Below are 14,144 nucleotides of genomic sequence, written 5' to 3' on the forward strand. Positions count from 1 at the left end.
TATTCGTCATTGAATGGGGCTGGGCGTCTCGCCGACCCTGAGCATAGCTACGGCCCGCACCGCCTCACCTCTCTGAAGCGCAGCCGTCCACCAGGTGAAATGTTTTTGGATCTGCGGCACCGTGACGAACGGCGAGGATGGGCTCTGGACCAGGAGAGAGTGGGCCGGCAGCGCCTGATAAGCCGGGCCTCCACACAGCCCTGCCGCTTGCGCCGTCGTGACCCTTCGCAACAGAGCGGGCGACGGGAATCGAACCCGCGTCGTCTGCTTGGGAAGCAGAAGCTTTGCCATTAAGCTACGCCCGCTGGAGCGCCGTCATGAGTGCGAGTGATCCCACCGTGACGACGTGAGGAACAGTGTACTACTCCCCCAGCCGGGCGGAGGGCTCCTGTGGCGTGCGCCACAGGGACTGCTCATCCCCCGACCCCCGGTAGATTGGAAGCAGAGACAAGCCACCGACCCGAGAGGATGACGGGAACTTCATGACCGCCCCTGCCACTGCGAAGACGCTGGACGCCGCTGCGCTGCACCGACTCTTCGATCAGGCACACACCACGCACACCTTCACTGACGAACCGGTGAGCCCCGACCTCATCGCTGAGGCCTACCAGCACATGCGCTGGGCACCCACCGCGTTCAACTCCCAGCCGCTGCGGCTGACGCTGCTGACACCCGGGGCGAAGCGGGAGGAAGTGGTGGAGCACTTCATAGAGGCCAACCGGGCGAAGACGCTGGCTGCCCCGCTGACCATCATCGCCGCCTACGCCCCGGACTGGCATGAGCACATGGAGCTGCTGGCCCCGCAGCGGGAGGGTGCCCGGGAGAGCTTCGCGGCCAAACCCCAGATGCGCGAAACCGTCGGTCGTCAGTCCGGAAGCATCCAGGTCGGCTACCTGCTGCTGGGGCTGCGCGCAGTCGGGCTGGAGGTCGGCCCGATGACCGGGCTGAACCCCGAGGGCGTGGATTCGGTGATCCACACCGAGAACGGATGGAAGACTCTGGTGGCCATCAATGTCGGCCACGCACCCAACCCGGAGGATGAGGCCGCGATCCGCCCCCGCGGGGGCCGGCTGGAATTCAGCCAGGCCGCCCAGGTGCTCTGACGTCCGCCGTCTGCCCAGCGGCCCACCCTTCCTGCGGCGAATACTGAGCAAGTGTTGAGCTGATATGGGTTGCACCTCCAGATCCGGCTCCTAGAGTGAGGCACGTACGCGGTTGAAAGGCCGAAACGATGAGAATCCTGAAGGAGGAATTCTCAGATGAGCCACATCACCGGAAAGAAGATTGCACTGCTGGTCACCAATGGCGTGGAGCAGCCGGAGCTGACCGAACCGCTGGCAGCGGTCAAGGAGCACGGCGGCACCCCTGTGATCGTCTCCCCCAAGGAAGATCGGATCCAGGCGATGAAGGGCGACTGGGAGCATGCCGACCACTTTGACGTGGACGTGCATCTGCCCCAGGCCGACGCCGGCGACTACGACGGTCTGGTGCTTCCCGGCGGGACGCTGAATGCGGACGCGCTGCGCATCGACCAGGACGCCCAGCGCTTTGTGAAGGCGTTCTTCGACGCCGGCAAGCCGGTGGCCGCCATCTGCCACGGACCGTGGATCCTCACCGAGATCGGTGCCGCCTCCGGACGCACGGTCACCAGCTATCCCTCGCTGAAGACCGATCTGACCAATGCGGGCGCCGAGTGGGTGGATGACTCTGCTGTGGTGTCCAACGGGCTGGTCACCTCCCGGACTCCCGACGATCTGGAGGACTTCAACCGCAGCTTCCTGGATCTGGTCTCCCAGTCCTCGGAGGTGCCGGCCTGATCCTGACCGGCTGCGGTGTCCAGCCGCACTGAAACCGACTGAAAGCCTGCCCCCGGGTGCCGAACCGCCCGGCCGTGCAGGCTTTCGCTATGCCCTCGAACGGGATTCGGCAGCGGAGCTCTTCGCAGGGCGCCTGGCTCCCCAGAAGGAGGCCAGAAGTCCGCCGGAGATGTTGTGCCAGACCGAGAAGATCGCTCCGGGCAGCGCGGCCTCCGGCGAGAAATGAGCCCCGCCCAGGCCCGCGGCGAGTCCCGAATTCTGCATACCGACTTCCACGGAGATGGCGCGCCGGGTCGGCACCGGCGCTCGAGTCAGCGCGGCTGCGGCATAGCCGATGCCGTAGCCGCAGAGATTGTGCACCACCACGCCCAGCAGGAGCAGCACGCCGGCGGAGGCCAGCACGTCATGGGAGCCGGCCACCACCGCGATGACCACATAGGTGATGCCCAGTACGGAGATCCAGGGCAGGGCCGGCTGCACCGCCTCCACCACCCGGGTCAGCAGCAGGCGCAGCAGGATGCCGCCCACCACAGGGATCAGCACAATCTGCACAATGCTCCAGGCCATATCTCCGGCCGGCACCGGCAGGTACTGGCCCGCCAGCCACAGGGTGAGCAGCGGAGTCAGCAGCGGTGAGAGCAGTGTAGAGATCGAGGTCATCGTCACCGAGAGCGCCACGTCCCCGCGCGCCAAGTAGGTCACCACATTCGACGACGTCCCGCCGGGCACCGAGCCCACCAGGATCAGTCCTGCAGCCAGAGCCGGCGGAAGCTGCAGCACCCAGGCGATCCCCAGTGCCAGCAGCGGCATGAATGCGAACTGGAAGATCACCCCGGCCACCACCGGCAGCGGTCGCTTCACCACCAGGGCGAAGTCCGGCAGCGTCAGGGTCAGCCCCATGCCGAACATAATGACCATCAGCGCATAGGTCACTCCCGCCCCCAGCGGGGCGAAGGTCCCCGGAGCAAGCAGGGCCAGGACGGCCCCGGCGATGATCAGCAGCGGAAAGATCGTCACAGCGACCTTGGCGCTGCGCGGGGACTGGTCAGCGGGAACGGCGGCAGAGTGCGAATGAGGCATGACTCACAGCTTTGCCGCGCGCCTTTCGGCGGTCAACAGCCGCCTCATGCCGTCCCGAATGCTGGACCTTCACGCCCGGACACATCACGTGTTGAAAAGGCCCAAACTAGCAGATTTTGACCGGGATTTTGGGCCCTTCCGACACGTTGAATGCCCGGACGGCCGGTAGGCTGGATGTATGACGGAGACGCCGGAACCGACTCAGCTGGGCCAGCTGCGCCGCGAGCGCCTGCTGTCCTCCCGCCTCTACGTATGCACGGACCTGCAGCGGTTCCTCCGCCGCCCAGAGGCCGGGCCGGTGGACGAACTGGACTTCGACGCGCTGCGGGAGTTCTTCGCAGCGGCCTACAGCGGCGGTACGGACATCATCCAGGTCCGCGACAAGCAGGTCTCCGCACAGACCGAGATCGCTGCCCTGACGCTGCTGAAGGAAGTCGCCGACGAGTACGGCGGACTCTCAGCAGCCAATGACCGGGCAGATATTGCCGCGATCACCGGGGTGGATGTCTTCCACGTGGGCCAGGAGGACCTCAGCACCGAGCAGGCGCGAATGATCCTGGGCGACGACGTCGTCCTGGGACGCTCCTGCCAGACCCTGGACCAGGTGCGTGAGGCCGATTCGGATATCGGCATCGACTACTACTGCACCGGACCAGTGTGGGAGACCCCGACCAAACCGGACCGGCCCGCCGTCGGCACCGAGCTGCCCGCAGCCGCCGCGAGCTTGGAGTCTGCCAAGCCGTTCTTCGCCATCGGCGGGATCAACGCGGAGAACATCGGTGAGGTCACCGCGGCGGGCGCCGATCGGGTGGTGGTGGTCCGAGCCGTCACACAGGCGGCCGATCCGGCTGCCGCCGCTCGCGCGCTGCGGGAGAAGCTTCCCGCCTGAGCGGTCTCACCCCCGACGCCGGGACCGCGGCCTTCCCTGCGCGGAGCCGGCCCTTCCGCTGCGGGCCTTCTTCCCCATGCCAGGGTTCTTCCGGGACTTTCGCTGCGCCGCTGACCCGGACCCCGGTGCCGCACCTGAGGCGGAGCGCGGTGAGCCTGCCGCAGACCGTGGAGACCCGGCTCTGCGGCCCCGGGCGATGCCGATGAACTCCTGGATTTGCTCGTCGTCGCGTTCGCGCAGCCAGGCCAGTCCGGTCCGGTGACCGGCAAGTCCATCGACACTGCGGATCACCACGTCCTTGCGGCTGAGCATCCGCGCCACCGATGCCGGCAGCAGCACCAGCCCGGCGCCGCTGGCGGCGACCTCCACTGCGAGCCGCTCAGCGCGGGCCAGGTGGGCCCCGGACTTGGGGTGGTGCACCTCAGAAGGTTCAGCCCCGGGGCCCGGATCCGTGGCCATCTCGGACTCAGCCTCGGCAGCGGAATCGGTCTCAGGGCCGGGGTCTGTCTCCGTGCGGTGGGGCTGCGGCTCGCCCTCCCAGGGACGGATCATCTCGGCAGGGTCCAGGAAGTTCTCCTCGGCAATCTCCTCCCACGCGACCGCCGCGTCGGCAGCGGCGATCCAGTGCTCCGCCGCCGCGCAGACCACCGTCTCCTCGGTGTAGAGCCATACCCGGTGCACATCCTCGGGCACCTGGCTCTCCGCTTCGGCGGGCAGGCGCAGGTAGCTGAGATCCACAGTGGAGGCACGCAGCCGCTGCAGCACCCCGGCGTCGTCGTAGTAGTCCACGTGCAGCTGTGTGCCGGGGAACCTCTCCCGCCAACGGGCGGCCCACTTATCCGGAGTGGCCCCCGGGATCGCCCCTAAGCGCAGCTGCGGGGACGGCTGGTCACTCATGGGCCGGGCTGCCCGGCCGGCTAGCCTGCTCGGCGGGCTGGGAGGGATAGCGCCGCATGGCGGCGGTGGTGTGCTTCACCGTGAAGCCGAGGCGTTCGTAGAGCCGCGTAGCTCCGGTGAGCGACTCTGTGTCCACGTCCAGGTCGATAGTGCTGTACTTCCCAGAGTCCGCGGCCGCGGCGACCGTGTGGGCCAGCGCCGCGCTGCCCAGCCCGCGGCCCCGGGCCTCCGGGACGGTGCCCACCAGGTTCACGTAGATCTCGCCGTCCACCCACTGCCCGCACAGCGAATAGGCCAGCACCTGGCCGGCGCCGGCGATGCTGCCGTTCTCATCCACCACAATCCGGGACTCGGCGAACCGGTTGCTGCGGGCGGTCCACCGTTGGTGCCAGACCTCAGGGTCCGGGGCGGCTGAGCCCCAGTGGTCCACGAAGGCGGCCGTGTGGGCGGCCAGGACCGCCTGCTCGTCCTCCGGTCGGGGAGCGCGGATGCTCAACCCGTCTCCCAGCCGCACTTGCTCAGTCAGTTCGGCATCCTGGCCGGTCAGCTCCCGGCTCATCAGGTGGAAGTAGCGGGCCACCTGGTAGCCGCGGCGCTGATGGAAAGCGCGGGCGGAGGAGCCCTCGCGCCCACCGCCGGTGGCGAAGTACCAGTCCGTGCCGGGGTGACGGACCTCCTTCAGCTCCGCTCCGCGGGCCTCCAGGAAATCCATGATCCGGGTGCCCAGGCCCCGGCGGCGGTGTTCGGCGTGGACTCCGCCGTCGAGCCAGACGCTCACCCGTCCGTCCTGATGGCCGGGGTTGGCCGGCACTCGGACGGTGCCGAACCCGACCACCTGGTTCCCGAACCAAACCGCCAGAGTGTCCTTCCGAGGATCGAGACGCGGGTCCTCCAACTCTTCAGCGAGGTCCTCCGCCTCGTAGAACTCCTCCGTGCCGTCCACTTCGGCCAGGTGGTTGGTCAGCTCCGCCCAGGCTTCGGCGTCCTGCAGGCTCATGGGAGCAAATCGGTAGGGCGAGTCCTCCATGAACTCCACCCTATGCGACCACAGGCATTCGGCGGCAGGGAAGCGACGACGACGGCGCCGCAGCGGACTGCCGCACGGCATGGAATAACGACGACGGCGCCGCCGACCGGGCCGGGCTGCTCAGGCCACCTTGGTGCGCAGGAAGTCCACGCTGCGCTGCCAGGCCAGGCGCGCCAGGTCCGGATCGTAGGTGCCGATCAGGTTCTCATCATTGTGGAAGGCGTGGCCGGCGTCGTAGTAGAAGAACTCCACCTCCGCGCCGGACTCCTCGCGGATCTGCTGCTCCTGCGCCTGGGCCTTCTCCGGCGGGTACATCTGGTCCTGGTTGGCGTAGTGGCCCTGCACTGCAGCCTTCAGACCGGTGTAGCTCTCGGGCACCGCCTGGCCCACACCGTAGAACGGCACGGCCGCGGACACCTTCTCCCCCTGCTGGGCGGCCAGCGCCAGCACGAACCCTCCGCCCATGCAGAAGCCGATGGCTCCCACGGTGGAGGAGGTGACTGCCTCGTGGGCCAGCAGGAAGTCTGTGGCCCCGGCCAGTTGGCGGGCGCCCTCCTCAGCGGGAAGCTTGGACATCATCTCTCCGGCCTCATCGCCGTCGTGAGTGATCCATCCGCCGTAGAGGTCCGGCGCCAGAGCCACAAATCCTTCGGCGGCCAGCCGGTCGGCCACATCTTTGATGTGGTCGGTCAGTCCCCACCACTCCTGGATGACGATGACGCCAGGACCGGAGCCGGACGGCGGGGTCGCCAGGTAGCCGTGACCGGTGTCGGTGACATCGGCGCCGGGCAGCGGGAAGGTGATGTTCTGGTGCGGGGTCTTCTCAGCCATCAGGTCCTCCTTATGGGCGTCTTCGTCCGAGATCAACCCTAAAACAGCGGCGGGCCCGGGGAAACACCCCGGGCCCGCCGTGTGCTGAGGGAAGCCTCAGGATCAGCCGTCCAACTCGGCGGCCAGATCGCGCTCATAGAGGGACTCGAACTCGCCCTCCACGCGCTCCATCTCCTCGGCCACGTCCACATCCTCGGTCAGGATGCGCTGCAAGGTCTGGGCCAGCTCCAGGTCACCGCCGGGCAGGAAGACTCGGGCGAAGTCCTGCACACGGGTGCGCTCCAGCTGGTTCACCGCAGTCTCGAACTGCGGGGTCTCCTCGTAGACATCGCTCATATCGGCGTCCTGGTGGACCGGCACGTAGCCGGTGGCCTCGGAGAACTTCGCCGTGGACTCCGCGGAGGTCATATGGCCGACGAACATGGCGGCGGCCAGCTGACGCTCGGGCTCGGACTCAGCGGCGATCATCAGCCCGGCACCGCCGGTGGGGACCACATTCTCCTCACCGTTGGGGCCGGTGGGCAGGAAGGCGGTGCCGACCTCGAACTCGGCCGACTCCAGGATCCCGCCCAGCGAGCCGGTGGACTGCACCACCTGGCTGGCTACTCCGGCGGCGAAGTCGTCGGCCTGGTCGCCGGAGGCCACCGAGGCCCAGTCGCCGGCGGCCTCCTGGGCGAACTCCAGCGCCTCGATGGTCTCCTGCGAGGACACGGTGGAGAAGTCCCACTCATCCGACCAGCCGCCGCCGTAGCCCCACACCAGGTTGGCCATGGTCCAGGCCGGATACTGGTCCTGCGGCGGGAAGGCGAAGGCCGAGCTGGCCACCTCTGCCTCCATCAGCTGCTGGGAGACCTCCTCGACCTCCTCCCAGGTGGTGGGCACATCCTCGATGCCGGCCTCCTCGTAGTGGTCCGCGTTGTAGTAGAACAGCGGGGTCGAGCGGGCGTAGGGCACACCGTAGTGGCTGTCCTCGTAGAGGTAGTCCTCGTAGAGGGCCTCCACATAGCCGGAGACGTCCACCTCGGCGGCTTCGAGCACGTCGTCGACGGGGATGAGCGCATCATTGAGGTAGTTGGTGAACCAGGTGGCATCGGAGAGCACGACGACGTCGCCGACGTCGCCGGTGCCCTGGGCGGTCTGGAACCTCTGGGAGGTCTCCTCATAGTTGGCTCCGGAGGTGACCAGCTCCACTTCGATGCCGGTCTCCTCGGTGAACTCGTCGATCAGCTCCTGCTCCACGTCCTGGGAGCCGCCGGGGTGGTTAGTCCAGAAGGTGATGGACTCTGCCGGCTCCACCTCCGACCAGTCGATCTCCTCGGTCTCGCCGGCGGTGCCCTCTCCCGAGGTGTCCGGGCCGCAGGCGGTCAGCGCCAGGGCGGCGACGCTGAAGACCGCCGCCGGCTTCCACGCAGTGCGTGCAGTGATGTTCATCGTGGTGCTCCTTGATCGGTGATTTTCAGGGGTTGGGTGCTGGGTCGGGTGGTCAGGCGGCCTCATGGTCCTCCCGGGGTGCGGCTCCGGCGGTCACCGGGTGCGGGGCGTGATGGTGCTGGTTCATCGGCTGCTACTTCACCGCGCCCTGGGTCAGGCCGGCGACGATGTAGCGCTGCAGCATCGCGAAGATGACCAGCATCGGGACGATGACCATCACCGCCCCGGCCATCAGAATGCCGTAGCTGGAGGTCAGCTGCTCCACCGACTGCAGCAGGTTCAGCCCCACCGGCAGGGTCATCTTCTCGGCGCGGTCGACGATGATCAGCGGCCACAGGAAGTTGTTCCACTCGTTGACCACGGTCACCAGCGCTACGGTGGCGATCGCCGGCATCGAGACCGGCACCGCAATCTGGAACAGCTTGCGCAGGTGGCCGGCGCCGTCGAGCTCGGCAGCCTCGAACAGCTCCTTGGGCAGGGCTTTGAAGTGCTGGCGCAGCAGGAAGGTGCCGAAGGCGGTGCCGAGTCCGGGCAGGATGATTCCCCACAGGGTGTTGTAGCCGCCCAGAGAGGTGATGGTCAGGTAGTTCGGCAGCATGGAGACCTCCGGCGGCACCATCAGCGCTACCAGGATTCCCAGGAAGATCAGATTGGCGCCGGGCACCCGGATGAACACCAGCGCATAGGCAGTGGTGATCGCCAGCAGCACTTTGATGCTGGACCCGATGACGGTGACGTAGATGCTGTTGCCCAGCACCGTCAGCAGCGGGACCCGGTCCGCCACCGCGGCGTAGTTCTCCGTAGTGGGCTCCTGCGGCAGCAGGGTGGGGTTGAGAGTGATGATCTCGTGGGGCGGTTTGAAGCTGGAGGAGATCATCCAGGCCAGCGGCAGCACAATGACCATCAGGGCGATCAGGATCGGCAGGTACCCGGTGAGCAGCGTGTCCACCAGGTTCTGCCGGCTGAAGGCTCGGGCGAGCTCGCCGCGGTGGCGCACCCGGGACTTCGGGGCGATCAGCCCGGGGTTCTGCGCTGGGGTGGAGGTGGGACGCTGGGTCACTGGTAATGCACCTTCCTCTCCACATAGCGCAGCTGGACGGCTGTGATGAGGAACAGCGTGAAGAACAGGACGACGGCGATCGCGGCTGAGTAGCCGGCCCGCTGGTACTGGCCGAAGGACTGCAGGTAGATCTCAAAGATGATCGTGTTGGTGCCGTGACCGGTGGGCGTCATCGTGCGCAGAATGTCGAAGGCGTTGGTCATGGAGAAGATGATGTTGGTCACCAGCAGGAAGAACACGGTGGGGGTCAGCAGCGGCAGCACGATGGAGAAGAACCGGCGGACGGCCCCGGCCTTGTCGATCATGGCCGCCTCGATGAGGTCCCGCGGCACCGACTGCAGCCCGGCGAGGAACACCACCGCGCAGTAGCCCAGGTTCTTCCAGACATAGACGATGATGACCATCACCAGGTTCCAGTCGGCGTCGAGCTTCCACGACGGCGACTCGATGCCGAAGACAGCCAGCAGGTGCATCAGCGCCCCGCGGTTGGGGTCGAAGATGAAGTCCCACACCAGGGCCACACCCACCCCGGAGAGCACATAGGGGCTGAACACGGCGGTGCGGGCCGCCGTGCGGCCGGGGATCCGCTTGTTGAGCACCAGGGCGATCAGCAGACCCAGGATCATAGATCCGGCCACTGCCCCGAGGGTGAAGATCCCGGTGACCCGCCACACCTCCTGCCCGGAGGGGGAGGTGAAGAAGGTGATGTAGTTGTCCAGGCCCACCGGAGTGGCGGTGCGGGCGCCCAGCCGCCAGTCCAGCGTGGAGTAGTACATATTGCTGAACAGCGGGTAGTAGATGAACGCCAGGATCAGCAGGATGTTGGGCCCGGCGAAGAGGATGAACAGCGACCAGTTCTTGGACAGCTTCCGCCGGTGGGCCCGTTTCCGGGCGGCCTCGAGCTGCGCCTGGTCCGGGGCAGGGGATCCTGCGTCGTTCCCGCGTGCGGGGGCATGCTCAGTGCCGACGGCGATGGCGCAGCCTCCTCTCGGGTTCGGTGCAGACCTGGTCGATTGTGGACGCATGGAGCGACGTCAACCTGGCCTGCAGGTGAATTTCAGGTGAAGTTCAGACCTGGATATGTCTTATCACAGTGGCCTGTTCAACCGGCCGCCGCCAGCTGTCCGATCGCTCATTCAGTGCCGCTGATGAGGAATGATGGTGGGCTGAGCATGCTTTTCCGGGTGCCGACGCGGCGAGAGGAGGGTGCGTGGCCGAGCTGGTGCTGACTGCGGTGTTCGCAGTGCTGATGCTGAACCTGGTGGCCGCGGCCGCCGCTGCGGTGAAGCAGAGCGCCTCCTGGCTGCTGGTGGTCCTGCTGGCCGGGACCACCGGAGCCGCTGCGGCCGCTGTGCTCTATGCCGTCCACCACGGTCTGGCCAAGGGGGCGCTCTTCCTGGGGGTCCCGGTGCTGCAGCACTATGGCCGCGGTCCTACCGGCCTGCTGGTGCTGGCGGGGATGGCCGGGGCCGCACTGGCGGTGGCGGGGGCCCGCTGAGTTCGGGCGCCTACGGCAAGTATGTCTCCAAGGAGGCGATCTCCGGGGTGGAGGTGATGGGCGTGGGGCTGGACCAGCTGCTGCCGCTGGTGGCCACCGGCTCCACTGTGCTGCTGATGCGCTTCGGGTTCCTGCTGCGGCAGGCGGAGCGGGAACCCCGGCGGAGCCTTGATGGTGAGCTGCTCTCTTGGGTGGGCGTCTGCGCCGCCGGTGTGATCCTCCCGTGGCTGATCGGAGCCTGGTGGATCCCCGGGGCCGGCGAGTTCAGCTGGACGGCCTCGGCCCTGTGGGACGCCATCTGGCCGCTGCTGCTCGGGTTGGCCGCCGGGGCTGCGGTGTGGGCTGCGGCCGCGGCGGGGAAGCTGCCTGTCTGGCTGCGTGCCGATGGCACGTCTGTACAGCCCGGGGATCTGGTGGTGGCCGAGGAGTCGGCTGTGCTGCGCGCCGGTCGGACTGGGATCCGGACCGCGGACGTCACCCACCGGCAGCTGGGCCGGTGGGGCGAGGGTCTCGGCGGGGCTGCTGCCGACGCCGCGGAGGGCGCGCGCCGCATCACCGCTGCTGTGGAGCGCCGGCTGGTGCAGTGGAGGGCCTCCGGTGCGGTGATCCTGGTGCTGCTGACCGGAGCCGTCGTCGTTCTTGCATGGGGGTGGCTGTGGTGAGCTCTTCAGTGGTGAGGCTGGCAGTCTCCGCGGTGCTTCGCGGGGTGCCGCTGGGGCTGCTCTGGGTGGCGTTGGCGGGCTGGAATGCCGACTATGCCCTCTATGGTGTGGTCTCTGCCGCGGCCGCTGCGGGGCTGAGCCTGGTGCTGCTGCCGCCTCAGCGTCTGCCGCAGCTGCGCCGGTGGCCGCGGCGGGTGTGGAATGGATTGATGCTGGCTGGATGGTTCGCCGGGCAGTCGGCCCAGGGCGGGGTGGATGTGGCCGTGCGGGCGCTGCGGCGCACCCCGGATATTGAGCCGGTCACTGTGCGCGCCCCAGTGGTGGTGGCCGAGGGGCCGGCCCGCGAGCTGGCGATGCTGATGATGAACCTGATGCCCGGCTCCATGATTCAGCGCGGGCCGTTCCCCGCCGGAAGCACCCGCGGCGCAGGGGCGGTCAGTCCCTCCCGGACTGGGGTATCAGCGCAGGATCCCCACCAGCGGCGGCCTCAGGAGCTGGTGGAGCTGCACACCCTGTCACCGGAGTTGGATCCGGCGGTTCAGTGGCGGCAGCTGCAGCAGCGCACCGCTGCGGCATTCGATGCGGCCGGGCATGGTGAGGATCTCACCAGCGGCCGCGGCGCGGACGCGGTTGGCACACCGGGCAGAGGAACGACGAGCGGCCCATGAACTTCTCCCGCCGGATGACCCCGGGACTGCGGCGAGCATCCAACTCACCGGCCGAGTGCTGCTGGGCGCACCGCGAGCAGGGCCGCCCAGCCTGGCCGTATACCTCCAGAGAGCGTTCGAAGTAGCCAGAGGCGCCGTTGACGTTGACGTAGAGCGCATCGAAGCTGGTGCCTCCGGCAGCCAGGGCGGCCTCCATCACCTCCTGCAGGGCGTGCAGCAGGCGTGTGCTCTCGGCCCGGGTGATGGTCTCGGACCGGCGGGCGTAGTGCAGCCGGGCGCGCCAGAGTGCTTCGTCGGCGTAGATATTGCCCACCCCGGAGATCAGGGTCTGGTCCAGCAGGGCACGCTTGAGTCCGGTGCGGCGCCGGCGCAGCGCACGGAAGAGCCATTCGGGGTCCACCACCGGTTCCAGCGGGTCCGGGGCGATGTGCGCCGCCGCCTGTGGGATGAGCCGGCCGGAGCCTGCTGCCGCGGTGTCAGGCTGCAACGGGCTGAGCTGCATGCCGCCGAAGATCCGCTGGTCGATGAACCGCAGCTGGCCCGGCGCAGGTGCGGCACCTGCCGGGTCCGGACCTGACTCCTCGGGCAGCGCGGGGCTCGCAGCGGCAGAGAGCTCCAGGGTGATTTTCAGGTGCTTCTCCGCGGGGGCGTCGTCGTGCTCTATGAGCACCTGGCCGCTCATGCCCAGGTGGATCATCAGCGCCGGATCACCGGCGCGGAAAAAGTCCTCCCCAAGGGGTGAATCCTCATCCGTCTGCGACTCATCGGCAGGCGCGCTCAGCGGCACCCAGAGGTATTTGCCGCGGCGCTGCGGGACGCCGAGCTGCCGCCCGGTCAGCTGCGCGGTGAAGGCCTCGGGTCCTTCGGCGAAGCGCCGCAGGCTGCGCGGATCGTGGACGAGCACCTGCTCCACACGGCGGCCTGCCGCCCAGGTCTGTATTCCGCGGCGGACCACTTCCACTTCGGGCAGTTCGGGCATGGTGCTGAGTCTGCCAGATCGGCGGCGGGCGCTCAGTCGCCGGCCGGGCGCACCATGCGGATCTCTACGACCCCTGCCAGGGCTTCGGCGCCGCGGTCCTCCCCCAGGTCCTTCTCGGTGCCGTCGGGCTGGAATCCGTGTTTGCGGTAGAACGCAATAGCGCGCGGGTTGTCCTTGAGCACCCAGAGGGAGGCCGATTTGGTGCCCAGCAGCTCGGTGAGCAGGTCGGTGGCCGCCCCGCTGCCGTAGTGGCCCTGGAGCAGGTAGAGCATATAGAGCTCGTGCTCGACGTCGAGATCGTCTTCCCGCGGGGGCCCGATCTGAGCGATGCCGACGACGTCGCCGTCGGCTTCGGCGACTCGGGTGCGGCTGCGGTGGGCCTGATCTGCCAGCATCTGGCGCCAGAACTCGGTGCGCCGCTGCAGGGCGTCGTCGTTCCAGAACTGATCCGGAAGGATCCCGTCATATGCCTGCTTCCAGGCGGTGACGTGCACCTCGGCCAGCTCTTTGGCCTCATGCAGCTTCGGATGCCTGATCACGTAGGTACTGCCCATGGAGTGAGCCTATGCGGGGGCCGGCGGCCCGCTGGTGAGCCACACGGAGGGGCGGCGGAGGCTCAGCGCCGCACCATGCGGATCTTGGGCAGGTTCCCGATATGCGGCAGGTGCTCCACGGCGCCGTCGGGCCGGTATCCGTGCTTGCGGTAGAAGGCGATGGCGCGCTGGTTGGCTTCCATCACCCACAGATAGGAGGGTGTGCGGCCGGGGTCCAGGGCGTCCAGAAGGCGGTGTGCCAGTCCGGTGCCGTAGCTCTCGGCCAGGACGTAGAGCCGCCACAGCTCGTGCCGGGTGGGGGCGTCGTCATCGCGTGCCTTTCCGAATGCACCGAATCCGATGATGCGGCTGTCCCGCTCGGCGACCACGATGCGCCGCTCTGACTCTGGGGCGGGGGCAGCGAGCAGCTCGGCCCACATCTCAGTTCGGCGCTGCGGGGTGTTGCGCCGCATGAACTGTTCAGGGAAGTAATGCCCGTAGGCTTCCTCGGCCGCGATGGCGTGGGCCTGCCCCAGCGCTTCGGCGTCCTTCAGCTGGGCGGAGCGGATTACGACGTCGCCTCGGTCCGCCGCGTGCGTGTCGGGCGGATGCGGGTAGGCACGGGCGCCGGGGTGGAGTGACCCCCTAGATTCGGTCCAGTAGTTATGTGAGTTGCACTAGCGCCCGCCCTTAGCGGGAGGAAGACTGGTGTGACTATGACCGCGAAGAGGAAACGGCATTCCCCGGAGCAGATCATCCGTAAGCTCGGTGA

At 67.9% G+C, this 14,144-nt stretch carries 16 protein-coding genes and 1 tRNA gene; 6 read left to right on the forward strand and 11 right to left on the reverse strand.

Annotated elements, in window-relative coordinates:
- Window positions 1–234: 234 nt before the first annotated feature.
- Window positions 235–305, reverse strand: a tRNA-Gly gene (locus Q1K09_RS09275).
- Between the two features lie 177 nt (window positions 306–482).
- Here Q1K09_RS09275 and Q1K09_RS09280 point away from each other — a divergent pair.
- Window positions 483–1,103, forward strand: a complete 621-nt coding sequence (locus Q1K09_RS09280) for a malonic semialdehyde reductase (RefSeq protein WP_300345018.1) — start codon at window positions 483–485, stop codon at window positions 1,101–1,103.
- Window positions 1,104–1,259: 156 nt separating this feature from the next.
- Window positions 1,260–1,817, forward strand: coding sequence for a type 1 glutamine amidotransferase domain-containing protein (locus Q1K09_RS09285; protein WP_300345021.1), 558 nt, complete (start codon window positions 1,260–1,262; stop codon window positions 1,815–1,817).
- Between the two features lie 87 nt (window positions 1,818–1,904).
- Here Q1K09_RS09285 and Q1K09_RS09290 read toward each other — a convergent pair whose 3' ends face one another.
- A complete protein-coding gene (locus Q1K09_RS09290) occupies window positions 1,905–2,897 on the reverse strand; it encodes a bile acid:sodium symporter family protein (protein ID WP_300345023.1) in 993 nt (330 codons plus the stop codon).
- Window positions 2,898–3,075: 178 nt separating this feature from the next.
- Between Q1K09_RS09290 and thiE the strand changes: the two genes are divergently transcribed.
- Window positions 3,076–3,786, forward strand: a complete 711-nt coding sequence (thiE, locus tag Q1K09_RS09295) for a thiamine phosphate synthase (protein WP_300345025.1) — start codon at window positions 3,076–3,078, stop codon at window positions 3,784–3,786.
- A 6-nt stretch (window positions 3,787–3,792) separates the two neighbouring features.
- Here thiE and Q1K09_RS09300 read toward each other — a convergent pair whose 3' ends face one another.
- From Q1K09_RS09300 to Q1K09_RS09325, 6 genes are all read right to left on the reverse strand, one after another.
- Window positions 3,793–4,683 carry a LysR family transcriptional regulator substrate-binding protein gene (locus tag Q1K09_RS09300; protein WP_300345028.1) on the reverse strand — a complete coding sequence of 297 codons (891 nt, stop codon included), beginning with the start codon at window positions 4,681–4,683 and terminating at the stop codon, window positions 3,793–3,795.
- Complete coding sequence (locus tag Q1K09_RS09305) at window positions 4,676–5,710, reverse strand: GNAT family N-acetyltransferase (RefSeq protein WP_300345029.1); 1,035 nt, start codon at window positions 5,708–5,710, stop codon at window positions 4,676–4,678. Before Q1K09_RS09305 ends, Q1K09_RS09300 begins: the two co-directional genes overlap by 8 nt.
- A gap of 120 nt (window positions 5,711–5,830) precedes the next feature.
- Window positions 5,831–6,541: a dienelactone hydrolase family protein gene (locus Q1K09_RS09310; protein ID WP_300345031.1), complete on the reverse strand. Its 711-nt coding sequence runs from the start codon at window positions 6,539–6,541 to the stop codon at window positions 5,831–5,833.
- Between the two features lie 102 nt (window positions 6,542–6,643).
- Window positions 6,644–7,972: an ABC transporter substrate-binding protein gene (locus Q1K09_RS09315; RefSeq protein ID WP_300345034.1), complete on the reverse strand. Its 1,329-nt coding sequence runs from the start codon at window positions 7,970–7,972 to the stop codon at window positions 6,644–6,646.
- A 133-nt stretch (window positions 7,973–8,105) separates the two neighbouring features.
- Window positions 8,106–8,990, reverse strand: coding sequence for a carbohydrate ABC transporter permease (locus Q1K09_RS09320; protein WP_300345052.1), 885 nt, complete (start codon window positions 8,988–8,990; stop codon window positions 8,106–8,108).
- Window positions 8,991–9,028: 38 nt separating this feature from the next.
- Complete coding sequence (locus Q1K09_RS09325) at window positions 9,029–10,057, reverse strand: sugar ABC transporter permease (RefSeq protein WP_300345037.1); 1,029 nt, start codon at window positions 10,055–10,057, stop codon at window positions 9,029–9,031.
- Window positions 10,058–10,242: 185 nt separating this feature from the next.
- Between Q1K09_RS09325 and Q1K09_RS09330 the strand changes: the two genes are divergently transcribed.
- From Q1K09_RS09330 to Q1K09_RS09340, 3 genes are read left to right on the forward strand one after another with little or no spacing between them, the layout of a single operon-like run.
- A complete protein-coding gene (locus Q1K09_RS09330) occupies window positions 10,243–10,530 on the forward strand; it encodes a hypothetical protein (protein ID WP_300345039.1) in 288 nt (95 codons plus the stop codon).
- Between the two features lie 47 nt (window positions 10,531–10,577).
- Window positions 10,578–11,192 carry a hypothetical protein gene (locus Q1K09_RS09335; protein ID WP_300345041.1) on the forward strand — a complete coding sequence of 205 codons (615 nt, stop codon included), beginning with the start codon at window positions 10,578–10,580 and terminating at the stop codon, window positions 11,190–11,192.
- On the forward strand, window positions 11,189–11,860 hold the full coding sequence (locus Q1K09_RS09340) for a Na+/H+ antiporter subunit E (RefSeq protein WP_300345043.1): 672 nt from the start codon (window positions 11,189–11,191) through the stop codon (window positions 11,858–11,860). The genes Q1K09_RS09335 and Q1K09_RS09340 overlap by 4 nt, the downstream gene beginning before the upstream one ends.
- On the opposite strand, the gene mutM is transcribed toward Q1K09_RS09340, so the two are convergent.
- The 3 genes from mutM to Q1K09_RS09355 all read right to left on the reverse strand — a co-directional run bounded on the left by mutM (window position 11,796) and on the right by Q1K09_RS09355 (window position 13,845).
- Window positions 11,796–12,839 (reverse strand): bifunctional DNA-formamidopyrimidine glycosylase/DNA-(apurinic or apyrimidinic site) lyase, encoded by a 1,044-nt coding sequence (gene mutM / locus Q1K09_RS09345; protein WP_300345045.1) that lies wholly within the window; start codon window positions 12,837–12,839, stop codon window positions 11,796–11,798. The two genes, Q1K09_RS09340 and mutM, sit on opposite strands and share 65 nt — an antisense overlap.
- A 32-nt stretch (window positions 12,840–12,871) precedes the next feature.
- Entirely contained in the window at window positions 12,872–13,393 is a 522-nt protein-coding gene (locus tag Q1K09_RS09350; protein WP_300345048.1) for a GNAT family N-acetyltransferase, read from the reverse strand.
- Between the two features lie 62 nt (window positions 13,394–13,455).
- Window positions 13,456–13,845: a GNAT family N-acetyltransferase gene (locus Q1K09_RS09355; protein ID WP_300345050.1), complete on the reverse strand. Its 390-nt coding sequence runs from the start codon at window positions 13,843–13,845 to the stop codon at window positions 13,456–13,458.
- Window positions 13,846–14,144 lie beyond the last annotated feature (299 nt).

Origin of the sequence: Nesterenkonia sp. (genome assembly GCF_029265375.1) — a bacterium.
Lineage (GTDB): Bacteria > Actinomycetota > Actinomycetes > Actinomycetales > Micrococcaceae > Nesterenkonia.

Excerpts from the sequence above, each read along its gene's own strand:
- Q1K09_RS09280 (WP_300345018.1), top strand. The coding sequence starts at position 483 with ATGACCGCCCCTGCCACTGCGAAGACGCTGGACGCCGCTGCGCTGCAC.
- Q1K09_RS09285 (WP_300345021.1), top strand. The coding sequence starts at position 1,260 with ATGAGCCACATCACCGGAAAGAAGATTGCACTGCTGGTCACCAATGGC.
- Q1K09_RS09290 (WP_300345023.1), bottom strand. The coding sequence starts at position 2,897 with ATGCCTCATTCGCACTCTGCCGCCGTTCCCGCTGACCAGTCCCCGCGC.
- thiE (WP_300345025.1), top strand. The coding sequence starts at position 3,076 with ATGACGGAGACGCCGGAACCGACTCAGCTGGGCCAGCTGCGCCGCGAG.
- Q1K09_RS09300 (WP_300345028.1), bottom strand. The coding sequence starts at position 4,683 with ATGAGTGACCAGCCGTCCCCGCAGCTGCGCTTAGGGGCGATCCCGGGG.
- Q1K09_RS09305 (WP_300345029.1), bottom strand. The coding sequence starts at position 5,710 with ATGGAGGACTCGCCCTACCGATTTGCTCCCATGAGCCTGCAGGACGCC.
- Q1K09_RS09310 (WP_300345031.1), bottom strand. The coding sequence starts at position 6,541 with ATGGCTGAGAAGACCCCGCACCAGAACATCACCTTCCCGCTGCCCGGC.
- Q1K09_RS09315 (WP_300345034.1), bottom strand. The coding sequence starts at position 7,972 with ATGAACATCACTGCACGCACTGCGTGGAAGCCGGCGGCGGTCTTCAGC.
- Q1K09_RS09325 (WP_300345037.1), bottom strand. The coding sequence starts at position 10,057 with ATGCGTCCACAATCGACCAGGTCTGCACCGAACCCGAGAGGAGGCTGC.
- mutM (WP_300345045.1), bottom strand. The coding sequence starts at position 12,839 with ATGCCCGAACTGCCCGAAGTGGAAGTGGTCCGCCGCGGAATACAGACC.
- Q1K09_RS09350 (WP_300345048.1), bottom strand. The coding sequence starts at position 13,393 with ATGGGCAGTACCTACGTGATCAGGCATCCGAAGCTGCATGAGGCCAAA.
- Q1K09_RS09355 (WP_300345050.1), bottom strand. The coding sequence starts at position 13,845 with ATGCGGCGCAACACCCCGCAGCGCCGAACTGAGATGTGGGCCGAGCTG.